General features: G+C 69.8%; 21 protein-coding genes and 1 other RNA gene. 5 read left to right on the top strand and 17 right to left on the bottom strand.

Annotated features, from left to right (window positions below; all coding sequences use genetic code 11):
• Positions 1 to 70: 70 nt before the first annotated feature.
• The 14 genes from ftsA to rnpB form a co-directional block, all read right to left on the bottom strand.
• On the bottom strand, positions 71 to 1303 hold the full coding sequence (gene ftsA, locus KUV67_09780) for a cell division protein FtsA (protein MBY6205169.1): 1233 nt from the start codon (positions 1301 to 1303) through the stop codon (positions 71 to 73).
• Positions 1296 to 2096: a cell division protein FtsQ/DivIB gene (locus tag KUV67_09775; GenBank protein MBY6205168.1), complete on the bottom strand. Its 801-nt coding sequence runs from the start codon at positions 2094 to 2096 to the stop codon at positions 1296 to 1298. The genes ftsA and KUV67_09775 overlap by 8 nt, the downstream gene beginning before the upstream one ends.
• Positions 2093 to 3034 carry a D-alanine--D-alanine ligase gene (locus KUV67_09770; GenBank protein ID MBY6205167.1) on the bottom strand — a complete coding sequence of 314 codons (942 nt, stop codon included), beginning with the start codon at positions 3032 to 3034 and terminating at the stop codon, positions 2093 to 2095. Before KUV67_09770 ends, KUV67_09775 begins: the two co-directional genes overlap by 4 nt.
• Entirely contained in the window at positions 3034 to 4464 is a 1431-nt protein-coding gene (gene murC, locus KUV67_09765) for a UDP-N-acetylmuramate--L-alanine ligase (protein MBY6205166.1), read from the bottom strand. The genes KUV67_09770 and murC overlap by 1 nt, the downstream gene beginning before the upstream one ends.
• Complete coding sequence (murG, locus tag KUV67_09760; protein MBY6205165.1) at positions 4461 to 5513, bottom strand: undecaprenyldiphospho-muramoylpentapeptide beta-N-acetylglucosaminyltransferase; 1053 nt, start codon at positions 5511 to 5513, stop codon at positions 4461 to 4463. The genes murC and murG overlap by 4 nt, the downstream gene beginning before the upstream one ends.
• The gene (gene ftsW, locus KUV67_09755; GenBank protein MBY6205164.1) at positions 5510 to 6694 is read right to left on the bottom strand and encodes a putative lipid II flippase FtsW; all 1185 of its coding nucleotides are present in this window, start codon (positions 6692 to 6694) and stop codon (positions 5510 to 5512) included. The genes murG and ftsW overlap by 4 nt, the downstream gene beginning before the upstream one ends.
• Positions 6694 to 7770 carry a phospho-N-acetylmuramoyl-pentapeptide-transferase gene (gene mraY / locus KUV67_09750; protein ID MBY6205163.1) on the bottom strand — a complete coding sequence of 359 codons (1077 nt, stop codon included), beginning with the start codon at positions 7768 to 7770 and terminating at the stop codon, positions 6694 to 6696. The genes ftsW and mraY overlap by 1 nt, the downstream gene beginning before the upstream one ends.
• Entirely contained in the window at positions 7764 to 9122 is a 1359-nt protein-coding gene (locus KUV67_09745; protein MBY6205162.1) for a UDP-N-acetylmuramoyl-tripeptide--D-alanyl-D-alanine ligase, read from the bottom strand. Before KUV67_09745 ends, mraY begins: the two co-directional genes overlap by 7 nt.
• A complete protein-coding gene (locus KUV67_09740; GenBank protein ID MBY6205161.1) occupies positions 9119 to 10594 on the bottom strand; it encodes a UDP-N-acetylmuramoyl-L-alanyl-D-glutamate--2,6-diaminopimelate ligase in 1476 nt (491 codons plus the stop codon). The genes KUV67_09745 and KUV67_09740 overlap by 4 nt, the downstream gene beginning before the upstream one ends.
• Positions 10591 to 12303, bottom strand: coding sequence for a penicillin-binding protein 2 (locus tag KUV67_09735; GenBank protein MBY6205160.1), 1713 nt, complete (start codon positions 12301 to 12303; stop codon positions 10591 to 10593). The genes KUV67_09740 and KUV67_09735 overlap by 4 nt, the downstream gene beginning before the upstream one ends.
• Positions 12296 to 12565, bottom strand: a complete 270-nt coding sequence (gene ftsL, locus KUV67_09730; GenBank protein MBY6205159.1) for a cell division protein FtsL — start codon at positions 12563 to 12565, stop codon at positions 12296 to 12298. Before ftsL ends, KUV67_09735 begins: the two co-directional genes overlap by 8 nt.
• Positions 12562 to 13527, bottom strand: a complete 966-nt coding sequence (rsmH, locus tag KUV67_09725; GenBank protein MBY6205158.1) for a 16S rRNA (cytosine(1402)-N(4))-methyltransferase RsmH — start codon at positions 13525 to 13527, stop codon at positions 12562 to 12564. Before rsmH ends, ftsL begins: the two co-directional genes overlap by 4 nt.
• A 3-nt stretch (positions 13528 to 13530) precedes the next feature.
• Positions 13531 to 13983 carry a division/cell wall cluster transcriptional repressor MraZ gene (gene mraZ, locus KUV67_09720; GenBank protein MBY6205157.1) on the bottom strand — a complete coding sequence of 151 codons (453 nt, stop codon included), beginning with the start codon at positions 13981 to 13983 and terminating at the stop codon, positions 13531 to 13533.
• A 218-nt stretch (positions 13984 to 14201) separates the two neighbouring features.
• An RNA gene (gene rnpB / locus KUV67_09715) (RNase P RNA component class A) lies at positions 14202 to 14553 on the bottom strand.
• 186 nt (positions 14554 to 14739) lie between these two features.
• Here rnpB and KUV67_09710 point away from each other — a divergent pair.
• Positions 14740 to 16452 (top strand): hypothetical protein, encoded by a 1713-nt coding sequence (locus tag KUV67_09710; protein MBY6205156.1) that lies wholly within the window; start codon positions 14740 to 14742, stop codon positions 16450 to 16452.
• Positions 16453 to 16855: 403 nt separating this feature from the next.
• On the opposite strand, the gene KUV67_09705 is transcribed toward KUV67_09710, so the two are convergent.
• The 3 genes from KUV67_09705 to KUV67_09695 are packed head-to-tail and all read right to left on the bottom strand — an operon-like array spanning position 16856 to position 19253.
• Complete coding sequence (locus KUV67_09705; GenBank protein ID MBY6205155.1) at positions 16856 to 17548, bottom strand: hypothetical protein; 693 nt, start codon at positions 17546 to 17548, stop codon at positions 16856 to 16858.
• Positions 17545 to 18129: a CDP-alcohol phosphatidyltransferase family protein gene (locus KUV67_09700; protein ID MBY6205154.1), complete on the bottom strand. Its 585-nt coding sequence runs from the start codon at positions 18127 to 18129 to the stop codon at positions 17545 to 17547. Before KUV67_09700 ends, KUV67_09705 begins: the two co-directional genes overlap by 4 nt.
• Positions 18130 to 18152: 23 nt before the next feature.
• Positions 18153 to 19253 (bottom strand): DUF2066 domain-containing protein, encoded by a 1101-nt coding sequence (locus KUV67_09695; GenBank protein ID MBY6205153.1) that lies wholly within the window; start codon positions 19251 to 19253, stop codon positions 18153 to 18155.
• A gap of 100 nt (positions 19254 to 19353) precedes the next feature.
• On the opposite strand from KUV67_09695, the gene purM reads away from it, so the two are divergent.
• The 4 genes from purM to KUV67_09675 all read left to right on the top strand — a co-directional run bounded on the left by purM (position 19354) and on the right by KUV67_09675 (position 23165).
• On the top strand, positions 19354 to 20403 hold the full coding sequence (gene purM, locus KUV67_09690; GenBank protein ID MBY6205152.1) for a phosphoribosylformylglycinamidine cyclo-ligase: 1050 nt from the start codon (positions 19354 to 19356) through the stop codon (positions 20401 to 20403).
• A gap of 7 nt (positions 20404 to 20410) precedes the next feature.
• The gene (purN, locus tag KUV67_09685; protein MBY6205151.1) at positions 20411 to 21106 is read left to right on the top strand and encodes a phosphoribosylglycinamide formyltransferase; all 696 of its coding nucleotides are present in this window, start codon (positions 20411 to 20413) and stop codon (positions 21104 to 21106) included.
• Positions 21018 to 21812: a DUF3108 domain-containing protein gene (locus KUV67_09680; GenBank protein MBY6205150.1), complete on the top strand. Its 795-nt coding sequence runs from the start codon at positions 21018 to 21020 to the stop codon at positions 21810 to 21812. Before purN ends, KUV67_09680 begins: the two co-directional genes overlap by 89 nt.
• 108 nt (positions 21813 to 21920) lie before the next feature.
• A complete protein-coding gene (locus tag KUV67_09675) occupies positions 21921 to 23165 on the top strand; it encodes a M48 family metalloprotease (protein MBY6205149.1) in 1245 nt (414 codons plus the stop codon).
• The last annotated feature ends 47 nt before the right edge of the window (positions 23166 to 23212 follow it).

The following is a 23212-nucleotide window of genomic DNA, read 5'->3' as shown; positions in this document are numbered from 1 at the left end:
TGCTTGGCGCCGAGCCCGGGCTTGCCCGCAAGTCGAATGAATGAGTGGTGGATGTGCGTGGCCTCCATGGTCAGAACTCGCCCTGGAACCACTGCTTGATTCGGGAAACCAGCCCGCCCGGCGACCCGCGCCCGAGCCCGCCGGCCCGCGGCCGGTCCAGCCGGCTGCCTCTGAGCAGCAGGCCGACGCCGGTCGCGTGGATCGGGTTGTTGACGACTTCGGACAGGCCGCGAACGTGCTGCGGCGCGCCGAGACGCACCGGCATGTGCATGATTTCCTCGGCCAGCTCGACCACGCCCTCCATGCGCGCGCCGCCTCCGGTCAGGACCAGGCCGGCCGGCACCAGGTTCTCGCAGCCGGACTGGCGCAGCTGCTTCTGCACGTGGTGGAACAGTTCGCGATAGCGCGCCTCGACGACCTGGGCCAGGGTCTGGCGTTCCAGCCGGCGCGGCGGCCGGTCGCCGACCGAGGGCACCTGCAGCGTCTCGTCGCTGGACGCCAGCTGTTCGAGCGCGCAGGCGTACTTGATCTTGATTTCCTCGGCGTGCAGCGTCGGCGTGCGGAGGGCGACGGCGATGTCGGACGTCACCAGGTCGCCGGCGATCGGAATGCACGCCGTGTGCTGGATCGCACCTTCGGCGAATACAGCGATGTCCGTGGTACCTGCACCGATATCGATCAGACCGATGCCGAGCTCCTTTTCATCCTCGCTGAGCACCGACTCGGCCGAGGCCAGCGAGTGCAGGATCAGGTCATCGACCTGCAAACCGCAGCGAGCCACGCACTTGGTCACGTTCTGGACCGCGCTGTTGGCGGCGGTGACCAGGTGCACCTGTACTTCCAGCCGCACGCCCGACATGCCGACCGGCTGGCGGATGCCGTCGGTGGAATCGATCACGTAGCCCTTGGGCAGTACGTGGAGGATGCGCTGGTCGGCCGGGATGGCGACCGCGCGCGCCGATTCGAGCACCCGCTCGACGTCGGAGTCGGTGACTTCCGTATCGCGGATCGCGACCGCGCCGCTGGACTGGCGCGAGGACACGTGGGTCCCCGCGATGCCGGCGAATACCGAGTGGATCTCGCAATCGGCCATCAGTTCGGCTTCTTCGACCGCGCGCTGGATCGATTGCTCGGTGGATTCGATGTCGACGACCATGCCGCGCTTGAGTCCGCGCGAGGCATGCGAGCCGAGGCCGATGACCTCGACCCCGCCGTCGGGCTGGATCTCGCCGACGATGGCGACGATCTTGCTGGTGCCGATGTCGAGCCCGACCACCAGCGACTTGTCGGGTTTCCTAGCCATGATTACCGTCCGTCCGTGCGTACGTTCGTGGGGCCCTTTCCGGACCGATGGAGCGCGACGCGTCGCCGCGCGCCGCGATTTCGGTGGCCGGTTCGCCGGCCGCGGTGTCTTCGCCCGTGCCGATGGCCAGGCCGTTCGGATAGCGCAGGTCGACACGCCGGATGCCCTGGACCCGGGCCAGCCGGGCGTGCACATCGAGAAAGCGATCCAGCCGCTGCTCGATTTCTTCGCGCCCCAGAAGGAGGTTCCAGCCCGATTCCAGCGTGACCGTCCACGCGCCGCGCGGATCCAGCGTGACCACCGAGGCCTCGATACCGTTGGGCCGCAGGCGCCCGGCCAGCGCCTGCCAGGTCGCGAACACGTCAGCCTGCCGACCTTCGGGACCGCGAAGCTGGACCAGGCCCTGCATCCCCGCGGTCCCGGCCACCTCGAAGGCGTCGCCGCGTCGACTGACCAGAGCGTTTTCGTTCCAGCGGGCCACCGGCTGGTGCTCGACCACGGAGATGGTCAAGGCATCCGGCCACTGGCGACTGACCGCGGCGAAGGCAACCCAGGGCAGGGCCTCGACCGCCATGCGCGCCCGCTCGACGTTGACCACGAAGAAGCCCCGGCGCGCTTCCGCGGCCACCGCGGCGCGGACCTGCGCCGAGGTCGTGCGCTCGAGCTGTCCCTCGACCTCGAGCCAGCGGATCGGCCAGCGCTCCGGGTCCTGCCAGCCGCCGAAGGCCCAGACCGCGGCGACCAGCACGGCCAGTGCGGCCGGCATCATCAGCATCCAGGCCGCCCGATTCATGACCCCTCCCCGGCCGCGGTCGCCAGCACCTCGGCGACCAGCGCGTCGAAGTCCAGCCCGGCGGCCTTCGCGGCCATCGGCACCAGTGAGTGATCGGTCATGCCCGGGACGGTATTGGCCTCGAGCAGCCACGGATTGCCGTCGCCGTCGAGCAGGAAATCGACCCGCCCCCAGCCGCGTCCGCCCAGGGCGTCGAAGGCCCGGCATGCCAGCTGCGCAAGCTGCGCTTCAACGTCGGCCGCCAGGCCGCAGGGACAGTGGTAGCGCGTGTCGTCGGAGGCGTACTTGGCCTGGTAGTCGTAGAAGGCACGCGGGGTTTCGATCCGGATCAGCGGCAGGGCGCGGTCGCCCAGGATCGCTGCGGTGTATTCCGGGCCGTCGACCAGGCGTTCGACCAGCGCGCGATCGTCGTGCTCGAGTGCGTTGGCGATCGCCGGTGCCAGGTCGCCGGCCTCGTCGACGCGGCGCATTCCGACGCTCGACCCTTCGCGCGCCGGCTTGACGAACAGCGGTGGCTCCAGCGTCTCGAGGATTGCCCCGGCCTCGTCGGCCGACCGGGCGACCCGCCAGTCCGGCGTCGGCAGACCGATCGCGCGCCACACGCGCTTGGTCTGGAGCTTGTCCATGGCCAGCGCAGAGGCCAGGATGCCTGAACCCGTGACCGGAACCCCGACGGCAGAAAGCACGCCCTGGAGACAACCGTCCTCGCCACCGCGGCCGTGGAGCACGTTGAACACGCGATCGATCCGTCCGTCACCGGCCGCGTCGAGCACGGCGCGGACACCATCGAGTTCGACGAACTCGACGCCCAGCCGCTCCAGGGCGGCCGCCACGGCCCGTCCGCTGTTCAGCGACACCTCGCGCTCGGCGCTGTCGCCGCCCAGGGCCAGGCCCACGGTTCCCCAGCGGTCGGCGTCGAAGGTGTCTCGACGAGTCATCATGCGGCCTCCGCGTCGAGCAGCGCGGGCAGTCGCCCGATGTCGCCGGCGCCCATGACCAGCAGCAGGTCACCGTCCCGGACCCGGTCGTCGAGGACACCGGGCAAGTCGTCGACGGTTCCCGCACGGGTTACCCGGGCGGGTCCGCGGGGTTCGATCGCTTCGGCCAGTGCATCGCTGGTGATACCTGCGATCGGCGCCTCGCCGGCGGGGTAGATGTCGGTCAGGATCACTTCGTCGACCGCGGCCAGCACGCGGGCGAACGCGTCGAACTGGTCGCGCGTCCGGGTGAACCGGTGCGGCTGGAACACGAGAACCAGCCTGCGGTCGGGCCAGCCGGCACGGGCCGCCTGGAGCACCGCGTCGAGCTCCGTCGGATGGTGGCCGTAGTCCTCGAACACCAGTGCACGGCCGCGTGCGAAGCGACATTCGCCCACCTGCGCGAAGCGCCGGCCGATCCCGGAAAAACCCTCCAGTCCCTCCGCGATGGCTTCGCTCGTCGCGCCGATCTCCCAGGCCACCGCGGTCGCGCCGAGCGCATTGAGGACGTTGTGCCGGCCCGGCTGGGAAAGGGTGGCCGAAAGCGGTGACTCGCGCTCGGGCAGGTGCAGGTCGAACAGCATCCGCCGGCCCTGCTGGCGAATCCGCGTCGCGCGCACGTCAGCCTCCTTGTGGACGCCGTAAGTCAGCACCGTGCGTCCCACGTCGGGGACCAGCTCGGCAACGTGCGGGTCGTCGATGCACAGGACCGCGACACCGAAGAACGGCAGGTGGTGGAGGAACTCGAGGAACGCGCCCTGAAGGCGATCGAAGCTGCCCTGGTAGGCATCGAGATGATCGCGGTCGATGTTGGTTACCACCGAGATCACGGGCTGAAGGAGCAGGAACGAGGCGTCGGACTCGTCCGCCTCAGCGACCAGGTACCGGCCCTGGCCGAGGCGGGCGTTGGAGCCGAATGCGTTGACCACCCCCCCGATCACGAAGGTCGGATCCATGTCGGCTGCCGCCAGCAGTTCGGCCACCAGTGACGTGGTGGTCGTCTTGCCGTGCGTGCCGGCCACGGCGATCCCCTGGCGGAACCGCATCAGCTCACCGAGCATCTCGGCCCTCGGCACGACCGGGATCCGGGCGGCGCGCGCGGCTTCCAGCTCGGCATTGTCCTCGGCGATGGCGCTCGAACAGACCACGACGTCGGCGCCGGCGACGGCAGCCGCGTCGTGACCGATCCGCACGTCGATTCCGCCTGCACGGAGCTGGCGCACCGCCGACGACTCGTTCAGGTCGCTGCCGCTGACCGTGAAGCCGAGGTTGGAAAGGACTTCGGCGATGCCGCTCATGCCCACGCCGCCGATGCCGACGAAGTGGATGCGCCGTACCCGATGCATCAGGGAAGGCGCCGGGCGCGGATCGGGCGAAAGACCGGTGGTCATGCCATCACCTCCCGACACGCATCGGCGACCCGGCGGGCGGCGTCGGGTCGGGCGAGAGCACGGGCGCGGCGCGCCATCGATTGGGTCAGCTCGCGACAGACGCCGGCGATGTGGTCGGCCAAGCGCTCGGGACCGAACTCGTCCTGCGGCATCAGCCAGGCTGCCCCGGCGTCGGCCAGGTAGCGCGCGTTCCCGGTCTGGTGGTCGTCGACCGCCGCAGGAAACGGCACCAGCAACGCCGGAACGCCGGCGGCGGCGAGTTCGGCCACGGTCAGTGCACCGGAACGGCAGATCGCAAAATCGGCCCAGGCCCAGGCTGCCGCCATGTCGTCGATGAACTCGACGACGTCCGCATCGACGCCGGCCTTGGCGTAGTTGTTTTCGGCCGACTGCAGTTGTCGCCCGGCCTGGTGCCGGGTCACGGGGCGTTGTTCGGACGGCAGCCGGGCCAGGGCCTCGGGCACCACCTGGTTGAACACTTGTGCTCCCTGGCTCCCGCCGATGACCAGCAGGCGCAGGGGTCCGGTCCGGCCGGCCAGGCGCGGTGCCGGCTCGGGCAGGGACTCGATCTCTTCGCGGACCGGGTTCCCGGTCACGCGGGCATTCTTCAGCACGTCGGGAAACCCGGTGCAGACGATCGACGCGAAAGGTGCCAGCCAGCGGTTGGTCAGGCCGGCAACCGCGTTCTGCTCGTGGATGACCAGTGGAATCGAAAGCATCCGGGAGGCCAGGCCGGCCGGTCCGGCCGCGTAGCCGCCCATGCTCAGCGTGCAGTCCGGACGCGTGCGCTTCAGAATGCCCCGGGCCTGCCAGAGCGCGCGCAGGACGCGGAACGGCGCCGCCAACCAGCCGAGGGCACCGCGCCCTCGCAGCCCGGTGATCCGGACCCGGTCGAGCTCGATGCCGGCAGCGGGCACCAGGCGGTTCTCCAGCCCGTGGGGCGTGCCCAGCCAGCGCACTTCGACGCCGTCGGCGCGCAGTGCTGCGGCCACGGCCAGGCCGGGAAAGATGTGTCCGCCGGTCCCGCCGGCCAGGATCGTGACCCTCATGACGCCCACTCCTGCCGGCGACGCGGCCGGGCGAGTTCGGCGCGGCCCAGCTCGCGGCCGATCTTGATCACCAGCCCGAGCGCGGCCAGGGTCATCATCAGGCTCGATCCACCGGCCGAGACCAGCGGCAGGGTCAGCCCCTTGGTCGGCAGCACGCCCAGGTTCACGCCGATGCTGACCAGTGCCTGGAGGCCGATCCACAGCCCCACGCCGAACGCAACGAACGCTGCGAAGGGTCGGTCCGCGCGCTGCGCGGCAAGGCCGATCCGGAAGATGCGGAACACCAGCACGGCGAACAGCGCGAGCACGAACAGGATGCCGAGCAGGCCGAGTTCCTCGGCGAGGATGGCGAAGATGAAATCCGTATGGGCCTCCGGCAGGTAGAACAGTTTCTGCACGCTGGACCCGAGGCCGACGCCCGTGACCTGGCCGCGACCGACCGCGATCAGCGCCTGGACCAGCTGGAAGCCGGCGTTGTAGGGGTCCGAAAACGGGTCGCCGAGGATCGCGATGCGGCGCAGTCGATAGGGCTCCATCGCCGCGAAGGTCACCAGGGGAATCGCACTCATTCCGAGCAGCGCGAGGTACTTCCAGGCCGCACCGGCCAGCCAGACCATGCCGCCGATGATCGCCATCAGCACCACGGCGGAGCCCATGTCGGGCTGCTGCAGCAGCACGGCGGCGATCAGTGCGCCGACCATCAGGGGCTTGAGCGTCTCGGTGAACCCCGAGTTCCCCAGCGCAGGCCGCGCCGCCAGGTACCCGGCGACGTAGACGATCATCAGCAGCTTGACCGCCTCCACCGCCTGGAACCGGGTCACGCCGAGGTCGATCCAGCGCTGGGCGCCGTTGACCGTGTGCCCCAGGCCGGGGACGAACACCAGCAGCAGCAGGACCAGGGAGGCGACCAGGCACAGGCGGCCGCTCTTCTCCAGCCACCGGGTATCGACCAGCTGGAAGCCGCCGGCCAGGACCAGTCCGAGCACGACGAAGATCACGTGCTTACCCAGGAAATGCCACTCGCCGACCGCGTACTTCTCGGCCACCGCAACGGACGTCGAGGCGACCATGACGATGCCGACACCGAGCAGCGCCAGGGCGGCCAGCATCAAGGGACCGTCGATCTCGACCGACCGGGCGGGATCGCCGTGGCGTCGGGCCTGTCTGCGCACGGCACCCATCAGCGCACCTTCAACGTGGCCAGGCCGACCAGCACCAGCACCACCGCGACGATCCAGAACCGGACGATGACCTTCGGCTCGGGCCAGCCCTTGAGTTCGAAGTGGTGGTGGATCGGCGCCATCCGGAAGATCCGCTTGCCGGTCAGCTTGTACGACGCGACCTGCAGGATCACCGAGACCGTCTCGATGACGAAGATGCCGGCCATCAGCATGAAGACCAGTTCCTGCCGCACGATTACCGCGACCAGGCCGAGCGCCGCGCCGACCGCCAGCGCGCCGACGTCGCCCATGAAGACCTGGGCCGGATAGGTGTTGAACCACAGGAAGCCGAGCCCGGCCCCGGCCATGGCACTGCAGAAGATCGCGACTTCCCCGGCGCCGGGGATGAACGGAAAGCCGAGGTAGTTCGCGAAGATCGCGTTGCCGACCGCGTAGGCGAAGATGCCGAGGCCGATCGCCACCATCACGGCCGGCACGATCGCCAGGCCGTCGAGGCCGTCGGTCAGGTTGACGGCGTTGGACGAACCGACGATGACGAAGTAGGTCAGGACGACGAAGCCGACGCCCATCGGCACGGCGACGTCCTTGAAGAACGGCACCAGCAGCTCGGTCGCGCCGGGCACGTCCGCGGTCTGGTAGAGGAAGACCGCCGCGACCAGCGCGGCCAGCGACTGCAGCGTGTACTTGGCCGCCGCCGAAATGCCGCGCGAGTCGTTGTACTTGAGCTTGCGCCAGTCGTCGACGAAGCCGATCGCACCGAAGGCCGCGGTGGTGAACAGCACCGTCCAGACATAGCGGTTGGCAAGGTCGGCCCACAGCAGCGTCGCGACGAGGATCGAGATCAGGATCAGCGCGCCGCCCATGGTCGGCGTGCCGGCCTTGTCGAAATGGGTCTGCGGACCGACCTCGCGAATCGGCTGGCCGATCTTGCGCGACACCAGGTAACGGATGAACACCGGTCCGACCAGCAGCGAGACGGCCAGCGCGGTCAGCGCGGCCATGATCGTCCGGAACGTGATGAAGCCGAACAGGGCGACATCGAGCGCCAGCCAGTCCTCCAGCAGCCAGATCAGCATGCCCCGGCCTCCCCGGCCGCCAGCCGCTCGATCACCGCTTCCATGTGGGCCGAACGCGAGCCCTTGACCAGGCAGACCACGCCCGCGCGCAGATCGGCGCGCAGCGCTTCCGCCAGGGCGATCGGCGAGTTGAAGCGACGGCCCTCGCGACCGAAGGCCTCGGCGGCCTGCGCCGCGTCGTCGCCGGTCGCGTAGAGCCGACGGACCCCGAACTCGGCGGCCGCCCGGCCCACTTCGCGATGCAGTTTCGAACTTTGCTCTCCAAGCTCGGCCATGTTGCCGAGCACCAGCCAGCGCTCGCCGTCCTGTTCTGCCAGCACCGCCAGCGCGGCGTAGAGCGAGGCCGGGTTGGCGTTGTAGGTGTCGTCGATCAGGGTCCAGTCGCCAGCCATCGCGCGGACCTGCAGGCGGCCCGGCACGCCGTGGGCGGCCGCCAGGCCAGCCTCGATGTCGGCCGGCGAGACGTCCAGCGCAAGCGCCGCGGCCGCCGCGGCCGCGGCATTGGCCCGGTTGTGCGCGCCGGGCAGCGCCAGGTGCAGGCCGATCGTTCCCTCCGGGGTCTGCAGTCGAGGCGAGCCCTGCTCGTCGACAAGCCGGACGTCGGCCTCGGCGTGACGGCCGAAACGGATGCACCGCGCGTCGCCGGCCCGGCCGATCCAGTCGTCGTAGAAGCGATCGTCGCGATTGACGACGACCGTGCCCGTGCCGCCCATCGCCGCGCCGACCGCCTCGAACAGTTCGCCCTTGCAGCGGGCGACGCCTTCCACGCTGCCCAGCCGTTCCAGGTGGGCCGGTCCGGCATTGGTCACGATGCCGATCTCGGGACGGGCGAGACCGGCCAGGTACGCGATGTCGCCGGGCTGTCCGCAGCCCATCTCGATCACCGCAAAGCGTTGTGTCCCATCCAGCCGCGCGAGGGTCAGCGGGACGCCGAGCTCGTTGTTCAGGTTGCCCTCGGTGGCCAACGTCGGGCCGAGCCGGCGCAGGATGCCGGCGAGCATGTTCTTGACCGTGGTCTTGCCGTTGCTGCCGGTCACCCCGATGACCCGGGTGTCCAGCGATTCGCGCCAGGCTGCGGCCAGCTGGCCGAACGCGCGCTCGACGTCATCGACCACGAGCTGGGGCAGCGAGGCATCGAGCGCCCGCTGGACCAGCGCCGCCGCGGCGCCGGACGCGGCCGCGGCTTCGACGTAGTCGTGACCGTCGACCCGGGCACCGGGCAGCGCGCAGAACAGCTGGCCGGCGCGGACCCGGCGCGAATCGATCGCGACACCTTCGAACGCGGTTTCGCCGTCACCGACGACCCGTCCACCGGTGAATTCGGCCGCCTGCTGGAGGGTGAACCGGATCATGCGGCCTCCTCCAGCGCGGCCTGGACCGCCTCGAAGTCCGAGAACGGGCGGACCGTGTCGCCGATGACCTGCTCCCGCTCGTGGCCCTTGCCGGCGACCAGCACCACGTCGTCAGGACCGGCGTCGCGGACCGCCAGGCGGATCGCTGCCGCCCGGTCGCGCATGACCCGGCTTCGATCCGGCCGCGCCATGCCGGCCTGGATTTCGCGCACGATGGCCAGGCCGCTCTCGTGGCGCGGGTTGTCGTCCGTGAGCACCACCGCGTCGGCCAGACCCTCGGCGATCCGTCCCATCTCGGGGCGCTTCGCGCGATCCCGGTCACCGCCGCAACCGAACACGCAGATGACCCGCCCCGGCACCAGCGGCCGCAGCGCATTGAGCGCGTTTTCCAGCGCATCCGGCGTGTGCGCGTAGTCGATGACGACGCGCTTGCCGTGCGCTTCGACCCGGTTCATCCGACCCGGGACCGGGTCGAGACCCGCCAGGCGATCGGCGATCGCACCGGCGTCGAGACCGCGTTCGGCCAGTTCACCGGCCACGACCATGAGGTTCAGCACGTTGACCCGCCCGATCAACCGGCTCGTGGCCTCGACCGGCCCGATCGGCAGGTGCAGGGTCAGGGCCAGTCCGTCGAGGTCCGCGCGGCGAATCTCGGCGGTGACGTCGGCACCCCGGGACGGGTCCAGCGCGTAGGTACGCAGGCCGTCGCGGCCGCGCAGGCTCGCGGCCATCGCGCGTCCGAAGGGATCGTCGAGGTTGATCCACTGCCGCCGGCTGGCGAAGTCGTTGAACAACCGCGCCTTGGCCGCACCGTAGGCTTCGAAGCTGCCGTGGTAGTCGAGGTGGTCGTGACCGAGATTGGTGAACGCCACCGCCGTGAAGGTCAGACCGGCCAGCCGGCCCTGGTCCAGCGCGTGCGAGGACGCCTCGATCGCGACCCGCTCGAGGCCCTCGCCGGCCAACCGGGCCAGTAGGGCATGGACCGCGAACAGGTCCGGCGTGGTGTGGGTGGCCGGGTCCAGCGCACCGGGCCGCCCGTTGCCGAGCGTGCCGATCATCGCGCCATCGAAGGCCTGCGCCATCAGCCAGGCGATCGAGCTCTTGCCGTTGGTGCCGGTGACGGCGAACAGGTCCAGGCCGGCGACCGCATCACCGTGAAACCGGCGGACCAGGTCGACGGTCCGGGACGCCAGGCCGCGCACCGCGACGTAACGCTCGGCGTTGCGGCCGCGGAGCGAGGCGCTGGCGTCCTCGGGCAGCGAATCCTCTGGATCGTAGAGAACGACGCTTGCGCCGGCCTCGAGCGCCCGCTCGGCGTGGACCAGCCCGTGGGTCGAGCCGCCCTGCAGGGCAACGAAGGCGTCGCCGGACCGGACCGAGCGGCTGTCCCGGGTCAAGCCGCCGATCATCAGCGACGGCAGCGGCTCGGACGAAGTCACCCAGCCGCGCAGCAGCGTAGCGAGCGCGATCATTCGCCGTCTCCGGCCTGCGCGATCAGCGTGCGCACGTCGTCGGGCGGAACGTCCATCAAGCGCAGGGCGTCGGCCATCACCCGGCCGAACAGCGGCCCGGCCACGGCCCCACCGTAGTATTCATCGCCGCGCGGGTCGTGGATGACGACGACCGCGGCCAGCCGGGGCCGGGAAACCGGCGCGAAGCCGGCGATGCTGGAGACGTAGCGGTCGCCGTAGCCGCCGACCCCGACCTTGCGGGAGGTGCCGGTCTTGGCCGCCACCCGGTACCCCGGCACGTCGGCGCGGGTTGCCGTGCCGCCCGGCAGCGTCACCGTTTCGAGCATCTCGCGCAACTGCGAGGCCAGCGACGGATCCATCACCGTCTGCACGGGATTGTCGGAGCCGAGGACGAAGCTGGGCTGGCGCAGGCGGCCGTCGTCGGCGATCGCGGCCGTCGCTCGCACCAGCTGCAGGGGCGTGACCGACAGGCCGTAGCCGTAGGACAGCGTGGCCTGTTCCAGCTTCCGCCAGCGCTCGTAGTCGCGCAGCACGCCGGCGGACTCACCGGGGAACCCCGTGCCGGTCACGGTGCCGAAACCCAGCCGCGAATACATGCTCCACAGGTGGCGGGGATCCATGCCCAGCGCCAGCTGGACCACGCCGACGTTCGACGACTTGGTCAGGATGCCGGTCACGGTCAATTCGCCGTAGTCGCGCACGTCGCGGATCGTGTGGCCGGAGACCTGCATCGTGCCCGGCGTGGTGTCGATGACGAGTTCGGGATAGGCCAGACCGGCTTCCATCGCCGCGGCCACCACGAAGGGCTTGACCACCGAGCCGGGCTCGAGCACGTCGGTCAGGGCGCGGTTGCGGCGCCCCTCGGGGCTGCCGAGGTCGCGCGAATTCGGGTTGAAGGAGGGCACGTTCGCCATCGCGAGGATGTCGCCGGTGGTCACGTCGAGCACCACGACCGACCCGGACCGCGCCTGGTGCTCGGCGACCGTCCGCGTCAGCTCGCGGTAAGCCAGGTATTGCAGCCGACGGTCCAGGGTCAGGTGCAGGTCCTGCCCCGGTTCGGCTTCACGGACCAGTTCGACGTTCTCGACCACCCGGCCGAGCCGGTCCTTGACCACGCGCTTGGCGCCGGCGTGACCCATCAGCCAGCTGTCGTAGGCCAGCTCGAGCCCTTCCTGGCCGACCTCGTCGATGTTGGTGAATCCGACGACCTGGGAGGCGACGTCCGAGGTCGGATAGAAGCGGCGATACTCGCGCTGGAGGAACACGCCGGGGATGTCCAGTTCGCGCACCCGGTCGGCGAGGTCGGGGGCGATCCGCCGGATGATCCAGACGAACTCGCGGTCCGCGCGCTGGGTCAGGCGGCGCTCGATCGCCTCGGCGTCCTGGCCGAGAACGCCGGCCAGCATCGGAATCCGGTCGGCGGCCTGCAGCAGCTCGCCGGGATGGGCCCAGACCGATTCGACCGGCGTCGACACGGCCAGCGGCTCGCCGTTGCGGTCCAGGATCGACCCGCGCATCGCCGGAATCTCGACCTGACGCAGGAAGCGTGCCTCGCCCTCGCTCTGCAGGAACTCCGTGTCCATCACCTGGAGCTTGACGGCGCGGGCGACCAGCAGGAGCGCGCACGCGGCCATGATCGCGAGAATCATCGCGACGCGCACTCGGCTGCCGCCGGGCTGGACCCGGGATGCGGTGCCCGGATCAGCCATCGCCGCGCACCAGAAGGCCGACGCGGGACGGAGCCCGCATCTGCAATTGCTCCCGGGCCTGGCTCTCGATCCGGCTGGACTCGCCGAGGAAAGCCAGCTCCAGCTGCAGCCTCGACCATTCGACGCGCTCGGCATCATGGTCGCCGGCAGCGGCCTCGAGCTCGATGAACAGCTGCCGCGCCTCGTGCCGCGCGCCGACCAGCGCGACGGCGCTCACGATCACCGCGACCAGCAACAGGACCAGGATCGCCCAGCGATTCATCGACCGCCCCCCGGCGTTTCGCCCGAGCCCACGCGCGACGTACGCTCGGCGACCCGCATTCGCGCGGAGCGAGCGCGAGGATTGCATCGTTGTTCGTCTTCGTCGGGCCGGACCAGCTTGCCGACTTCGCGGAGACGCGGCCGGAACGACGGCGCCGCCGGCATGCGGCGGCTGGCCGCAGGCGGGCGGGCGTGCTGCCGGATGAATCGTTTGACGATCCGGTCCTCCAGCGAATGGAAACTGATCACCACGAGGCGGCCGCCGTCGGCCAACAGGTCGATGGCCGCGTCGAGCGCGCGCTCGATCGCATCCAGCTCGCCATTGACCACGATGCGGATGGCCTGGAAGCTGCGCGTGGCCGGGTCGATCCGGTCGCGGGCGGCCGCACCGGCCGGCACGGCCGACCGGATGATCTCGGCCAGCTGCACCGTTCCGACAATGGGGGTCTCCTGCCTCGCCCCGACGATGGCGCGGGCGATCCGTCGCGAATGCCGCTCCTCGCCGTAGTCGAACAGGACCCGGACCAGTTCGTCCTCGTCGACCCCGGCCAGCCACTCGGCGGCCGAGGGGCCCGCGTCGGGATTCATCCGCATGTCCAACGGGCCGTCCTCGCGAAAGCTGAAGCCGCGCGCGGCATCGTCGATCTGGGGCGAGGAAACGCCGAGATCCATCAGCAGGCCGTCGACACGACCGTCGAGGTCCAGCTCGGCCGCGATCCGGTCGAGATCGCCGAAGCTGGACTGGACGAAGCGCACGCGTTGATCGTCGGAGAACCGTTGACGTCCGGCGGCCAGCGCCTCGGGATCGAGGTCGATCGCCACCAGACGTCCGCCGGGACCGAGCTGCTCGAGGATCCGGCCGCTGTGTCCGCCGCGGCCGAAGGTCGCGTCGACGTAGGTGCCGTTTTCCATCACGTTCAGCGCGTCCACCGCCGCCTCCAGAAGTACCGGGACATGAGTCACGCGTCAGAGAACCAGTTGGGCCATTTCGGTCGAGGCCTGTTCCTGCATCGACCGCTCCTCCTCGGCGCGCCGCTGGCTGAGCACGTTCTCGTTCCAGATCTCGAAGCGCGCGCCCATGCCCATGAGCACGACCTTCTTCTCCAGGCCCGCGACCTGCCGCAGCGTCTGCGGCATCAGCAACCGCGCACTGCCGTCGGGCTCCAGCGGCGTGGCCGAACCGACCAGTCGACGCTGCAGGCTGCGGTGGCTGGGGTTGAACGTGGTCAGCGCCATCACCTGGTCGCGGACCCGCTCCCATTCGGGTTCGGGGTAGAGCCAGAGGCACCCGGCATCGAACGCCGAGTAGGTCAGGACCAGCCGATTGGCGCACGCCTCCTCGACGGCCGCCCGATAGCGCGTGGGGAGCGCCATGCGGCCCTTCGAATCGAGGTTGATTGCGGTCTCGCCGAAAAACATCTCTGGTCCTATGACTCCACTGAATCCCACAATTTCCCACTAGGCGCCACAATAGTCCTTGCGGTCAACCCTGTCAAGCCGGTTTGCCCCGGTAAATCAGGGCTTTGAGCGGGGTCCTGGGGATCGTTCAGCAGGCACTGTACGGAGATACAGCGGACTTGAAAATGTGAGGTTCATCACACCGACCTCGCCCGATGCGGGCGAGGGGTGGGAAAAAGGGGCGGAGCCGGCCGATAAGCCGGGTTCTGTCGTGGACAGTCATTCCTCTGGGACGGCTGTCACCAGCCGCCTCGAGCAGCCTACCCGGATGCAGCGCGGGCCGCGCCGTCGCATCCCTATTTGGCCTTGCTTCGAGTGGGGTTTACCGTGCCGCCGACGGTTACCCGCGACGCGGTGCGCTCTTACCGCACCTTTTCACCCTTACCGGCAGCCCGAAAGCCGCTGGCGGTCTGTTTTCTGTGGCACTTTCCGTGGGCTCACGCCCCCCAGGCGTTACCTGGCACCCTGCCCTGCGAAGCCCGGACTTTCCTCCGCTTCCACAAGGGAAACAGCGACTGTCTGGCCGGCTCCGAGCCGATTATGACCGATCGGGAGGCGGTCTGTTCGGGCGCAAGGGACTTGACAGTGTGTTACTGTTGTATAACACTATGTATGCCGGAGTGGACTCGCGTTCTCGCTTACCATTCCGCGAATGACGCCGTGCGTTCACGGCCGATCGACCCGAATCGAACCGAACCCAAAACGGAGCCCAATCAGATGAGATCCCTGCTTTGCCTTTCCCTGTCCGCCGCCCTGCTCCTGGTCGGCTGCGGCGATGACCAGGCACCGGAGGCGTCGCACAACGGCGCGTCGCCGTCGGCACGCTCCGGCGCGTCTGCCCCGAGCTTCTTCGATCGCATCGACGCCGACACGCCCTACCTGTTCGCCAATCTCGAGCGCTCGCCCGAGGCGCTGGTCGATTCCATGTGGGCGATCAACGACGCGTCGGCCGAGAGCAACCAGGCCATGATGAACGCGCTGGCCGAGGACGAGGATGTCCCCGCGGAGGCGCGCGCGCTGATCAACGAGTTCATGAGCCTGTCGACCCGCGAGGGCTGGGAAGCCGCCGGCCTGCACGTCAATCCGATGTATGCGCTGCACGGCATCTCCGTGTTCCCGGTGCTGCACATGGAGCTGGCCGATTCGGAGGCCTTCCGCGCGAAGCTCGCGTCCGTCGAAGCCCAGCTGGGAGAGGAACTGACACGGCGCGACGTCGACGGCGAATCGATCATCTGGGCGACCGAGGACGGGATGCCGATCGGTCTTGCGGTGCACATCAGCGACGACCTGGTCACGGTCGGTCTCGTCCCGGACCAGCCCGCGGTACTCAGCCGGCTGGTCGGCGCGACCGCGCCGATCGACCCGATCGACGCCGGATCCCTGGACGACTTCAATGCATCCCTGGGCTTCACCCCCCACGGCAGCGGCTACATCGACTGGCAGCGCCTGCTGGCCCGCGTGATCGGCCCCGACCCCGTGCTCGCGGCGATCGATGTCGACGGCGCCCTGGAAACGTTCCGCAACGATCCGGCCTGCCCCGCCGAGTTCCAGGCCCTGACCGCCGCGATGCCGCGCCTCGTCACCGGCTACACCCGCCTGGACGATGAACAGGCCGATTTCCTGATGCGCCAGGAAACCTCTCGCGCCCTCGGCGAAGGTCTCGCGCCGATCGCCCGCGCTCCGATCTCGATCGATCGCGAACTCAACGGCCTGATGAACTTCGGCCTCGCCATCGATCTGATCGCCGCGCGTGAATTCGCCCGCGGGCTGGTCAACGGCTGGGTCGAGAACCCGCCCGGCTGTGCCGCGTTCTCGGCGATCGCCAAGCAGGCGCCGCAGATGCAGGACATGCTGAACCGTCCGATTCCGCCGGTCGTCACCAACGTCAAGGGCCTGTTCCTGGAAGCGAACCGGCTGGAGATGGGCGAAGGCGGCCTGCCCACCGGCGGCGGCACGCTGTCGTTCTTCATGAAGGACCCGCAGCTGCTGGTCGGCATGGCGCAGATGTTCTCGCCGCAGGTCGCCGAGCTCAGCCTCGAACCGGGCGGCGAGCCGCAGAAGGTTCCGATGGAGGCGATTCCGCAGCTCCAGGGCACCGGACTGGAAGCCTGGATGGCGATGAGCAAGAGCGCCATCGGCATGGCGATCGGCGAAGACCAGATCGACGCCCTGGTCGACGGTCTCGATGAAGACGCCGCCGACGGCTTCGTGCTGGCCGGCCGGATGGACTTCGACATCCTGGTCGACCTGATGGACTTCGCGACCCAGGGCGTCCAGGCCGAAGGAGCGGATCCGCAGGCGGTGCAGATGCTCGAAGCCCAGCGCGCACAGTACGAGCGGATGGCCGAGTACTACGACCAGGTCTCCGGCAAGATGGGCCTGAGCGAAGCTGGCATCGACTTCGTGTTCGAGGCGCGCTTCGAGAACTGATTACCGGGCATCGCCACCCGAATGCAACCCCGCGCGGCCCCGCCGCGCGGGGTTTTTCGTGCCTTGCCGAACCCGGCGCGACGCGCGGCGCGCTGCACGGACGAATACCGAAAAGCGGTCTCTCGCTGAGACGCGGAGACGCAGAGGAAAACGGAAGTCCGAGGCACCAGCCCCTGGTCCCTGGTCGCTGGTCGCGTGACCCTGAAGCCGTTCGGCAGCCCGGGTAAGCGCAGCGCACCCGGGGCTTTGAAGCATCAACCCGAATTCCCCGGGTGCGGCCTACGGCCCAGCCCGGGCTACGCCGCTGCAAGATGCCTGGCTTCGCTCGCGAGCTCCTTTCCACAGCCCGGTGGCCGCCCACCGGTTCGCTCGCAAGCTCACTCCCACGAACGGGTGGCCCTGATCATCCTTCGCGGGTGCGGTCGAGACACTCCCTGGCCAGTGGAATCGAAAGGACCCGTCGCTCGGCGAGTGCTCGCTGGCTCATCGCTTCGACCAGCCGCGTCAGTCGACCGACGCCGCGCGGTCCGTGGCGGAGCAGGTAATCGACCAGCCCCCGCCCGGCAACCACCGAGTAGTCTTCCAGCAACTGCCGCAGGAGCGCCTCCAGGCCCCGGTCGTCGAGCGGCCGCAGCACCAGGTGGACGGCCTGCCCCAGCCTCGACCGCAGGTCCGGCAGGTCGATGCCCGAACGATCGCCGCCGGTCAGCACCACCCCTGTCCGCGCCGATCGCCAGCGATTCAGCGCGTTGAACAACGCCCGTTCGCCTTCGGCCGACCCGGCCAGCGCATCGTAGTCATCGACGATCACCCAGTCGATCGACGCGGCGTCGGCGGCGTCGAGCAGGCTCGCTGCGGTCGGTGAACGCGCCGGCACGAAGGCGACCCGGAGACCGCGCTTCGACAGGTCGGCAACGGTGGCCAGGGCGAGGTGCGTTCGACCCGAATCCGGCGGCCCGGAGACCCGCACCCACTGGCCGGGCTCGAGGCCGTCGCGAAGCGTGCGAACGACCAGGGCGTTGTCGCCGGCAACGAAATTCGAGAATCGGGGCCGGCGCGGAGGCGCCAGCGCCAGCGGCAGCTGCGGCACCGTCATCGCGAGCGACGCCCGTCGCCGTCGGAGGACTCCCGCTCGCGCGCGATCCGCGCGGCACGAGCGCTCCAGATGCCGACGTACTGGAACAGGGTCGCGACCACCAGTAGGCCGACGGCGGCGATCAGGCCGACCAGGATCGGATCCTTGACCGGTAGCCCGGCCAGCTCGACCAGCGTGACCATCATCAGCAGCAACTGCGCCACCGTATTGATCTTGGACAATCGCGTCGGCTCCGGCTGGACCGCCTCGAAGCGGAAGTGATAGACCGCTGCGCCGGCCACGATGACCACGTCGCGCAGCACCACCAGCGCGACCAGCCAGGCCGGCAGGTGGCCGAGGGCGCCGAGCACCACGTAGGTGCCGACCAGCAGCAATTTGTCGGCCAGCGGGTCGAGAATGCCACCGAGCCGGGTCTGCCACCCGAACCGGCGAGCCAGTGCACCGTCGAGCCAGTCGCTGACCCCGGCGACGACTGCCAGGCCCAGCGCCCAGGCATAGTCTCCGAGCACCAGGAGCCACAGGATCGGAGGCACCAGGACGAGGCGCAGCCCGGTCAGCACGTTCGGAAGCTGCCGCAGCATCGACCCGCCGTGCGTGCGCGCGGTCACAGCGCCAGCGCGTAGTACAGCGTCCGGCTGCCGATATCGTGGCGCACGAAGCGCAGCAGGCCGGACAACTCGATGCGCTGCTGCAGGCCGTCGGCGCGAGAGACCAGCTCGAAGGTCAGCGTATCCCCTTCGGCAGCCAGCACGCGCAGGCCCTCGACGCCGGTCAGGCTCGCCAGGAAGCGGCGAACCTCTGCGTAGTGGACGGGCCGGGCGAGCCCGGATACGACCACGCGCCGCCGATCGGGCGTATCGGGCCGCACCGCGAAGCGCGCGGCCAGTGCACCGGCGATCCGGGCCAGGCCGAGGTCGACCACTTCGGCCGGCGACGCACCCGAGCGCGAGAACGACTGTTCCTCGCCGCCCAGGCGCCAGACCCAGCGGCCCGTCCAGTAGCCCTCGTTGCGGCGCAGGTCGAGCAACACCACGCCGTCGGCCCCGTAGCGGGCCCGGGCCGCGTCGGCCGCGCCGCTGAAGCCGCCGCGAATGTCCGACGGCGTGACCTCGATGCGATCGCGCGCGTCGAGAATCGGTCGGGTCAGCGGCAGTCCGTAGCGGAACTCTGCCCGTTCCAGCGCGTGGCGCAGGATCGGATCGGGGTCGAGATACGCCGCACCGTCCTTGTCGTCGCCGGCGATCCACAGCAGCATTTCCGGCCGCTCCCGGCCCCAGCGCGGCAGCGAGGCCTCATCGAGGACGCGATCGATCGAAATCGGATCGAACTCCACGCGCAGGTGCCGCTCGATGACCGTTTCCGCCCTCGTCGCGCGATCACTTGCCGCCGGCCGCCCCGCGTCCCGGACGCGGGCCGAAGTCACGGGAGGCGCCGGCACTTCGATATCGCGAAACTGCGTGGCCAGGGTCAGCGACTGCGCCCGGGAATCGTCCAGGCCCAGCTCGGCGACCAGGTCCTCGCCAACCCGTCCCGTGACCCGGACCAGCACCTGGTTCAGGGCTCGCGATAGGGGCGTTCCCGCTTCATCGGACGCCACCGGCACCTCGCCGGTGTAGAGCGTGGCATCGGTCGGCTGCGCCCGGACAGGAACGGCCTGGAGCAGCACGGCGGCCAGCAGCAGGAGCGGGAGAGTCGAGAGGCGCATGATGCGCGGAACGATAGCACAGCGCGCCCCCCGCGACCGTGCGTCGCAGCGGCCGCTGAGGCACAATGCGCGGCACGCCTGCCGACGCCCGGAATCGACCATGAGCAAGCCGCCGCCCCCTCCTTCGGACCCTCGCCTCAGCTACCGCGACGCGGGGGTCGATATCGACGCGGGCAATGCGCTCGTCGACCGCATCAAGCCCCTGGTCAAGCGCACGATGCGCCCCGAAGTGCTGGGCGGCCTCGGCGGCTTCGGCGGCTTGTTCGCGCTGGGCGATCGCTATCGGGATCCGGTGCTCGTCTCCGGCACCGACGGTGTCGGTACCAAGCTGATGCTGGCCCGTGCGCTGAACCGCCACGACACGATCGGCGTCGACCTGGTCGCGATGTGCGTCAACGACATCCTCGTCACCGGCGCCGAACCGCTGTTCTTTCTCGACTACTTCGCCTGCGGCAAGCTCGAGGTCGACGCCGCGGCCGACGTCGTGGCCGGCATCGCACGCGGCTGCGAACAGGCCGGTTGCGCGTTGATCGGCGGGGAAACCGCCGAGATGCCCGGCATGTATCCGCCCGGCGAGTACGACCTGGCCGGGTTTTCGGTCGGAGCGGTCGAACGCGATCGGATGATCGACGGCTCGACGATCCGGGCCGGCGACGCGATCATCGGCCTGCCGAGTTCGGGCCCGCACAGCAACGGCTACTCGCTGATTCGCAAGGTGCTGGAGCGCGCCGGGGGCGTCGAGGCCGAACGCGAGCGTGCCGAGGCGCTGCTGGCGCCGACGCGGATCTACGTCCGCGACGCGCTGGCGCTGACCGCCGACCACGCGGTACGAGGCATGGCGCATATCACCGGCGGCGGCCTCACGGAAAACATCGTGCGGGTGATCCCCGAGTCGCTGGGCATCGAGCTCGACGCCTCGTGCTGGGCCGAACCCGACCTCTTCGGCTGGCTGGCCGAGGTCGGTCGCATCGAGACGGCCGAGATGCGACGCACGTTCAACCTCGGCGTCGGCTTCGTCCTGATCGTGCGCGAAGCCGATGCCGCGGCCGTGATCGAAGCACTCGAGCGGCGCGGCGCAGACCCGCTCGGCGTGATCGGCCGGGTCATCGACGCAGGCGACGGCGAGCGCGTGCGCTACGTCGAGGCGTGATGCCCGCATGATGGAGCCCCGGCGACTGGTGGTGATGCTGTCCGGTCGGGGCAGCAATGCGCTGGCGATCGCCGATACGATCGACCAGGGCCGGCTACCGATGACACTGGTGGGCGCGATCGCGGACCGCCCGGCCGAGGGTCTCGACGCGCTTGCCTTGCGCGGCATCGACACCGCCGAGATTCCACGCCACGCCTTCCCCGATCGCCGATCGTTCGAGCAGGCGCTCGACGACGCGCTGTCCGGTTACGGGCCCGACCTGGTGGCCATGGCGGGCTTCATGCGCGTACTTTCGGGGAACTTCGTCGAGCGGCACGCCGGACAGCTGGTCAACATCCATCCTTCGCTGCTGCCGGCGTATCGCGGGCTGGATACCCACGCGCGCGCGCTCGCCGACGGCGTGGCCGAGCACGGCGCCAGCGTGCACTGGGTCACGCCCGAGCTGGACGGCGGCCCGGTCATCGCCCAGGCGCGCGTGGCGGTCGAACCCGGCGACGACCCCGACGCCCTGGCCCGCCGGGTACTCGTCCAGGAGCACCGGCTGTACCCGGCCGTGCTGGCACTTCTGGCCCGCGAAGCGGTCTTATCCCCTCATGGACAGGAAGCCAACTCCGATGAAGACGATCTCCGGTTCCGCGCTCCACTGCTGCTGGATCGCGATCTGGATGCTGACGGCCGTCGCATCGACCGCAACGGCAACTGAAGCACCGCCGTTCAGCGAGCACGAAGCGAGCTACGCGGTCACCCGGAACGGGGATGCGCTTGGCGTCCTCCAGTCCAGCCTGACCCGGCGCGAGGACGGCCTCTGGCACTACCGGGTCGAGTCCGAGGCCACCGCATTCCTGGTCCGGGTCCTGGGCTTGTCGACCACAGAGGCCGCGTGGTTTGCCTGGACCGACGAGGCCGTGCTGCCGCTGACCTATCACCATGTCGCGGAGCGGCCGGGTCGCGATCGCTTCTGGCAGCACCGCTACGACTGGACCGAGCTGCATACGGACACCACCACCCACAACGGCGAAACGCGCGTGCCGCTGGCCGCCGGCGCCGTCGATCCGCTGACGCTCCGGCTCGCGGCGGCCGGCGAGATCGCCGCCGGCCGGGGCGGTGAGGACCTGGAGTTCCTGGTTGTCGAGCGCGACGAACTGGAGACCCAGCAGTATCGTTTCCTCCGCCGCGAGTCGCTGATCGTGGACGGTCGCTGCTTCGACACCCAGGTCTACGAGCGCTTCCGCAAGGAGGGCTCGAGCCGCAACTACATCGCCTGGCATGCGCCCGCGATCGGCGGCCTGCCGGTGCGCATCGTCTACGTCGACGACGGCGACACGATCGTGATCGAACTGGACGACTGGTCGCCGGCCACTGCGCTTCCGGAGCCCGGTGCCTGTCCGGCCGATGCCAACACAGGTTAAGGAGCCCCGCCCGGCAAGCGGTAGACTCCTGCTTCTGGATACGCACTCCGAGGGCATCCCATGGTCCGTTCCGCCGTTTCCTCAGTCCTTCTCCTCGCCGCGCTCGTTTTGGCCGGCTGCTCCGTCAACCCCGTCACCGGAGACCGCGAACTGGTCGCCGTCGGCGAAGACTGGGAGCTGCAGGTCGGCGCCCAGCAGTACGCACCGCTGATCCAGGCCCAGGGGGGCGACTACGAGCTCGACCCGGGCCTGGTCGACTACGTGCAGCGGGTCGGCCAGCGCCTCGCGGCGGAATCCGATCGGGACCTGCCCTACGAATTCGAAGTCATCAACGAGTCGATTCCCAATGCCTGGGCGCTGCCCGGCGGCAAGATCGCGATCAACCGCGGACTCCTGGTCGAGATGCAGTCCGAGTCCGAGCTCGCCGCCGTGCTCAGCCACGAGATCGTCCACGCCGCCGCACGCCACGGCGCGCTGGGCCAGACCCGCAATCTGCTGCTGCAGGGCGCGGTGCTCGCCGGCGGCATCGCCGTGGGCGCCGCGACCGAGGACGACCGCTACACCCAGGTTGCATTGCTCGGCGGCAGCATCGGTGCACAGTTGATCAACCAGAGCTACTCGCGCGAAGCCGAGCGCGAGGCCGACCTCTACGGCATGCGTTACATGAAGCGCGCCGGCTACAGCCCGGTCGGCGCGGTCGAGCTCCAGGAGACCTTCGTGCGCCTGTCCGAAGGCCGGGACCACGGCGGCTTCGGCGCCCTGTTCGCCTCGCACCCGCCGAGCCAGGAACGCGTCGAGAACAACCGCGAACTGCTCGCCGAACTCGGCCGCGAAGGCGAGATCGGGCGCGAGGACTACCAGCGCCGGACCGCGAAGCTGCGCGCCGACCAACCGGCCTACGAGGCCTACGACGAAGGCCGCAAGGCGCTGGCCGACGAGGATGTGGACACGGCGCTGGCCAAGGCCGACGAAGCCATCAGGATGCTGCCGGAAGCAGCGATCTTCCACTCCCTGCGCGGCGACGCCCTGGCTGCCCGCGAGGACTATCGTGAAGCCGAACGGGCCTACGACCGGGCCGTCCGGCGCGACCCGAGCTGGTTCTATCATCACCTGCGTCGCGGCATGGCGCGAAACGAGCTCGAACGCTACGACGCCGCCCGCGGCGACCTGAACGCGGCCAACGAACTCATGCCTACCGCGATCAGCCACTACCTGCTCGGCACCATCGAACAGCGCGCCGGAAACCGCAGCCAGGCCATCGAGCACTACCGCGTGGCCGCGCAGGCGCAGACGCCGGTCGGCCAGCAAGCGCGCGAGCGCCTCCAATCGATGGGTGTGGCACCCAGCGGCTAGCCGCGACACGCGCTCTCCCGTCGTCGCTCGGCGCGAGGGGTACGGCG

Origin of the sequence: Halomonas denitrificans (assembly GCA_019800895.1) — a bacterium.
Lineage (GTDB): Bacteria > Pseudomonadota > Gammaproteobacteria > Xanthomonadales > Wenzhouxiangellaceae.
Note: the sequence above shows the minus strand (reverse complement) of the source record. Positions and strands in the feature narration are given on the sequence as shown.

Coding starts and splice junctions, on each gene's coding strand:
- KUV67_09745 (MBY6205162.1), bottom strand. CDS start 9,122: ATGATCCGGTTCACCCTCCAGCAGGCGGCCGAATTCACCGGTGGACGG.
- KUV67_09770 (MBY6205167.1), bottom strand. CDS start 3,034: ATGACTCGTCGAGACACCTTCGACGCCGACCGCTGGGGAACCGTGGGC.
- KUV67_09740 (MBY6205161.1), bottom strand. CDS start 10,594: ATGATCGCGCTCGCTACGCTGCTGCGCGGCTGGGTGACTTCGTCCGAG.
- KUV67_09735 (MBY6205160.1), bottom strand. CDS start 12,303: ATGGCTGATCCGGGCACCGCATCCCGGGTCCAGCCCGGCGGCAGCCGA.
- purN (MBY6205151.1), top strand. CDS start 20,411: ATGATGGAGCCCCGGCGACTGGTGGTGATGCTGTCCGGTCGGGGCAGC.
- KUV67_09710 (MBY6205156.1), top strand. CDS start 14,740: ATGAGATCCCTGCTTTGCCTTTCCCTGTCCGCCGCCCTGCTCCTGGTC.
- KUV67_09700 (MBY6205154.1), bottom strand. CDS start 18,129: ATGCTGCGGCAGCTTCCGAACGTGCTGACCGGGCTGCGCCTCGTCCTG.
- ftsL (MBY6205159.1), bottom strand. CDS start 12,565: ATGAATCGCTGGGCGATCCTGGTCCTGTTGCTGGTCGCGGTGATCGTG.
- mraY (MBY6205163.1), bottom strand. CDS start 7,770: ATGCTGATCTGGCTGCTGGAGGACTGGCTGGCGCTCGATGTCGCCCTG.
- murG (MBY6205165.1), bottom strand. CDS start 5,513: ATGAGGGTCACGATCCTGGCCGGCGGGACCGGCGGACACATCTTTCCC.
- mraZ (MBY6205157.1), bottom strand. CDS start 13,983: ATGTTTTTCGGCGAGACCGCAATCAACCTCGATTCGAAGGGCCGCATG.
- KUV67_09695 (MBY6205153.1), bottom strand. CDS start 19,253: ATGCGCCTCTCGACTCTCCCGCTCCTGCTGCTGGCCGCCGTGCTGCTC.
- KUV67_09775 (MBY6205168.1), bottom strand. CDS start 2,096: ATGAATCGGGCGGCCTGGATGCTGATGATGCCGGCCGCACTGGCCGTG.
- purM (MBY6205152.1), top strand. CDS start 19,354: ATGAGCAAGCCGCCGCCCCCTCCTTCGGACCCTCGCCTCAGCTACCGC.
- KUV67_09705 (MBY6205155.1), bottom strand. CDS start 17,548: ATGACGGTGCCGCAGCTGCCGCTGGCGCTGGCGCCTCCGCGCCGGCCC.
- murC (MBY6205166.1), bottom strand. CDS start 4,464: ATGACCACCGGTCTTTCGCCCGATCCGCGCCCGGCGCCTTCCCTGATG.
- ftsW (MBY6205164.1), bottom strand. CDS start 6,694: ATGGGTGCCGTGCGCAGACAGGCCCGACGCCACGGCGATCCCGCCCGG.
- ftsA (MBY6205169.1), bottom strand. CDS start 1,303: ATGGCTAGGAAACCCGACAAGTCGCTGGTGGTCGGGCTCGACATCGGC.
- KUV67_09680 (MBY6205150.1), top strand. CDS start 21,018: ATGAAGACGATCTCCGGTTCCGCGCTCCACTGCTGCTGGATCGCGATC.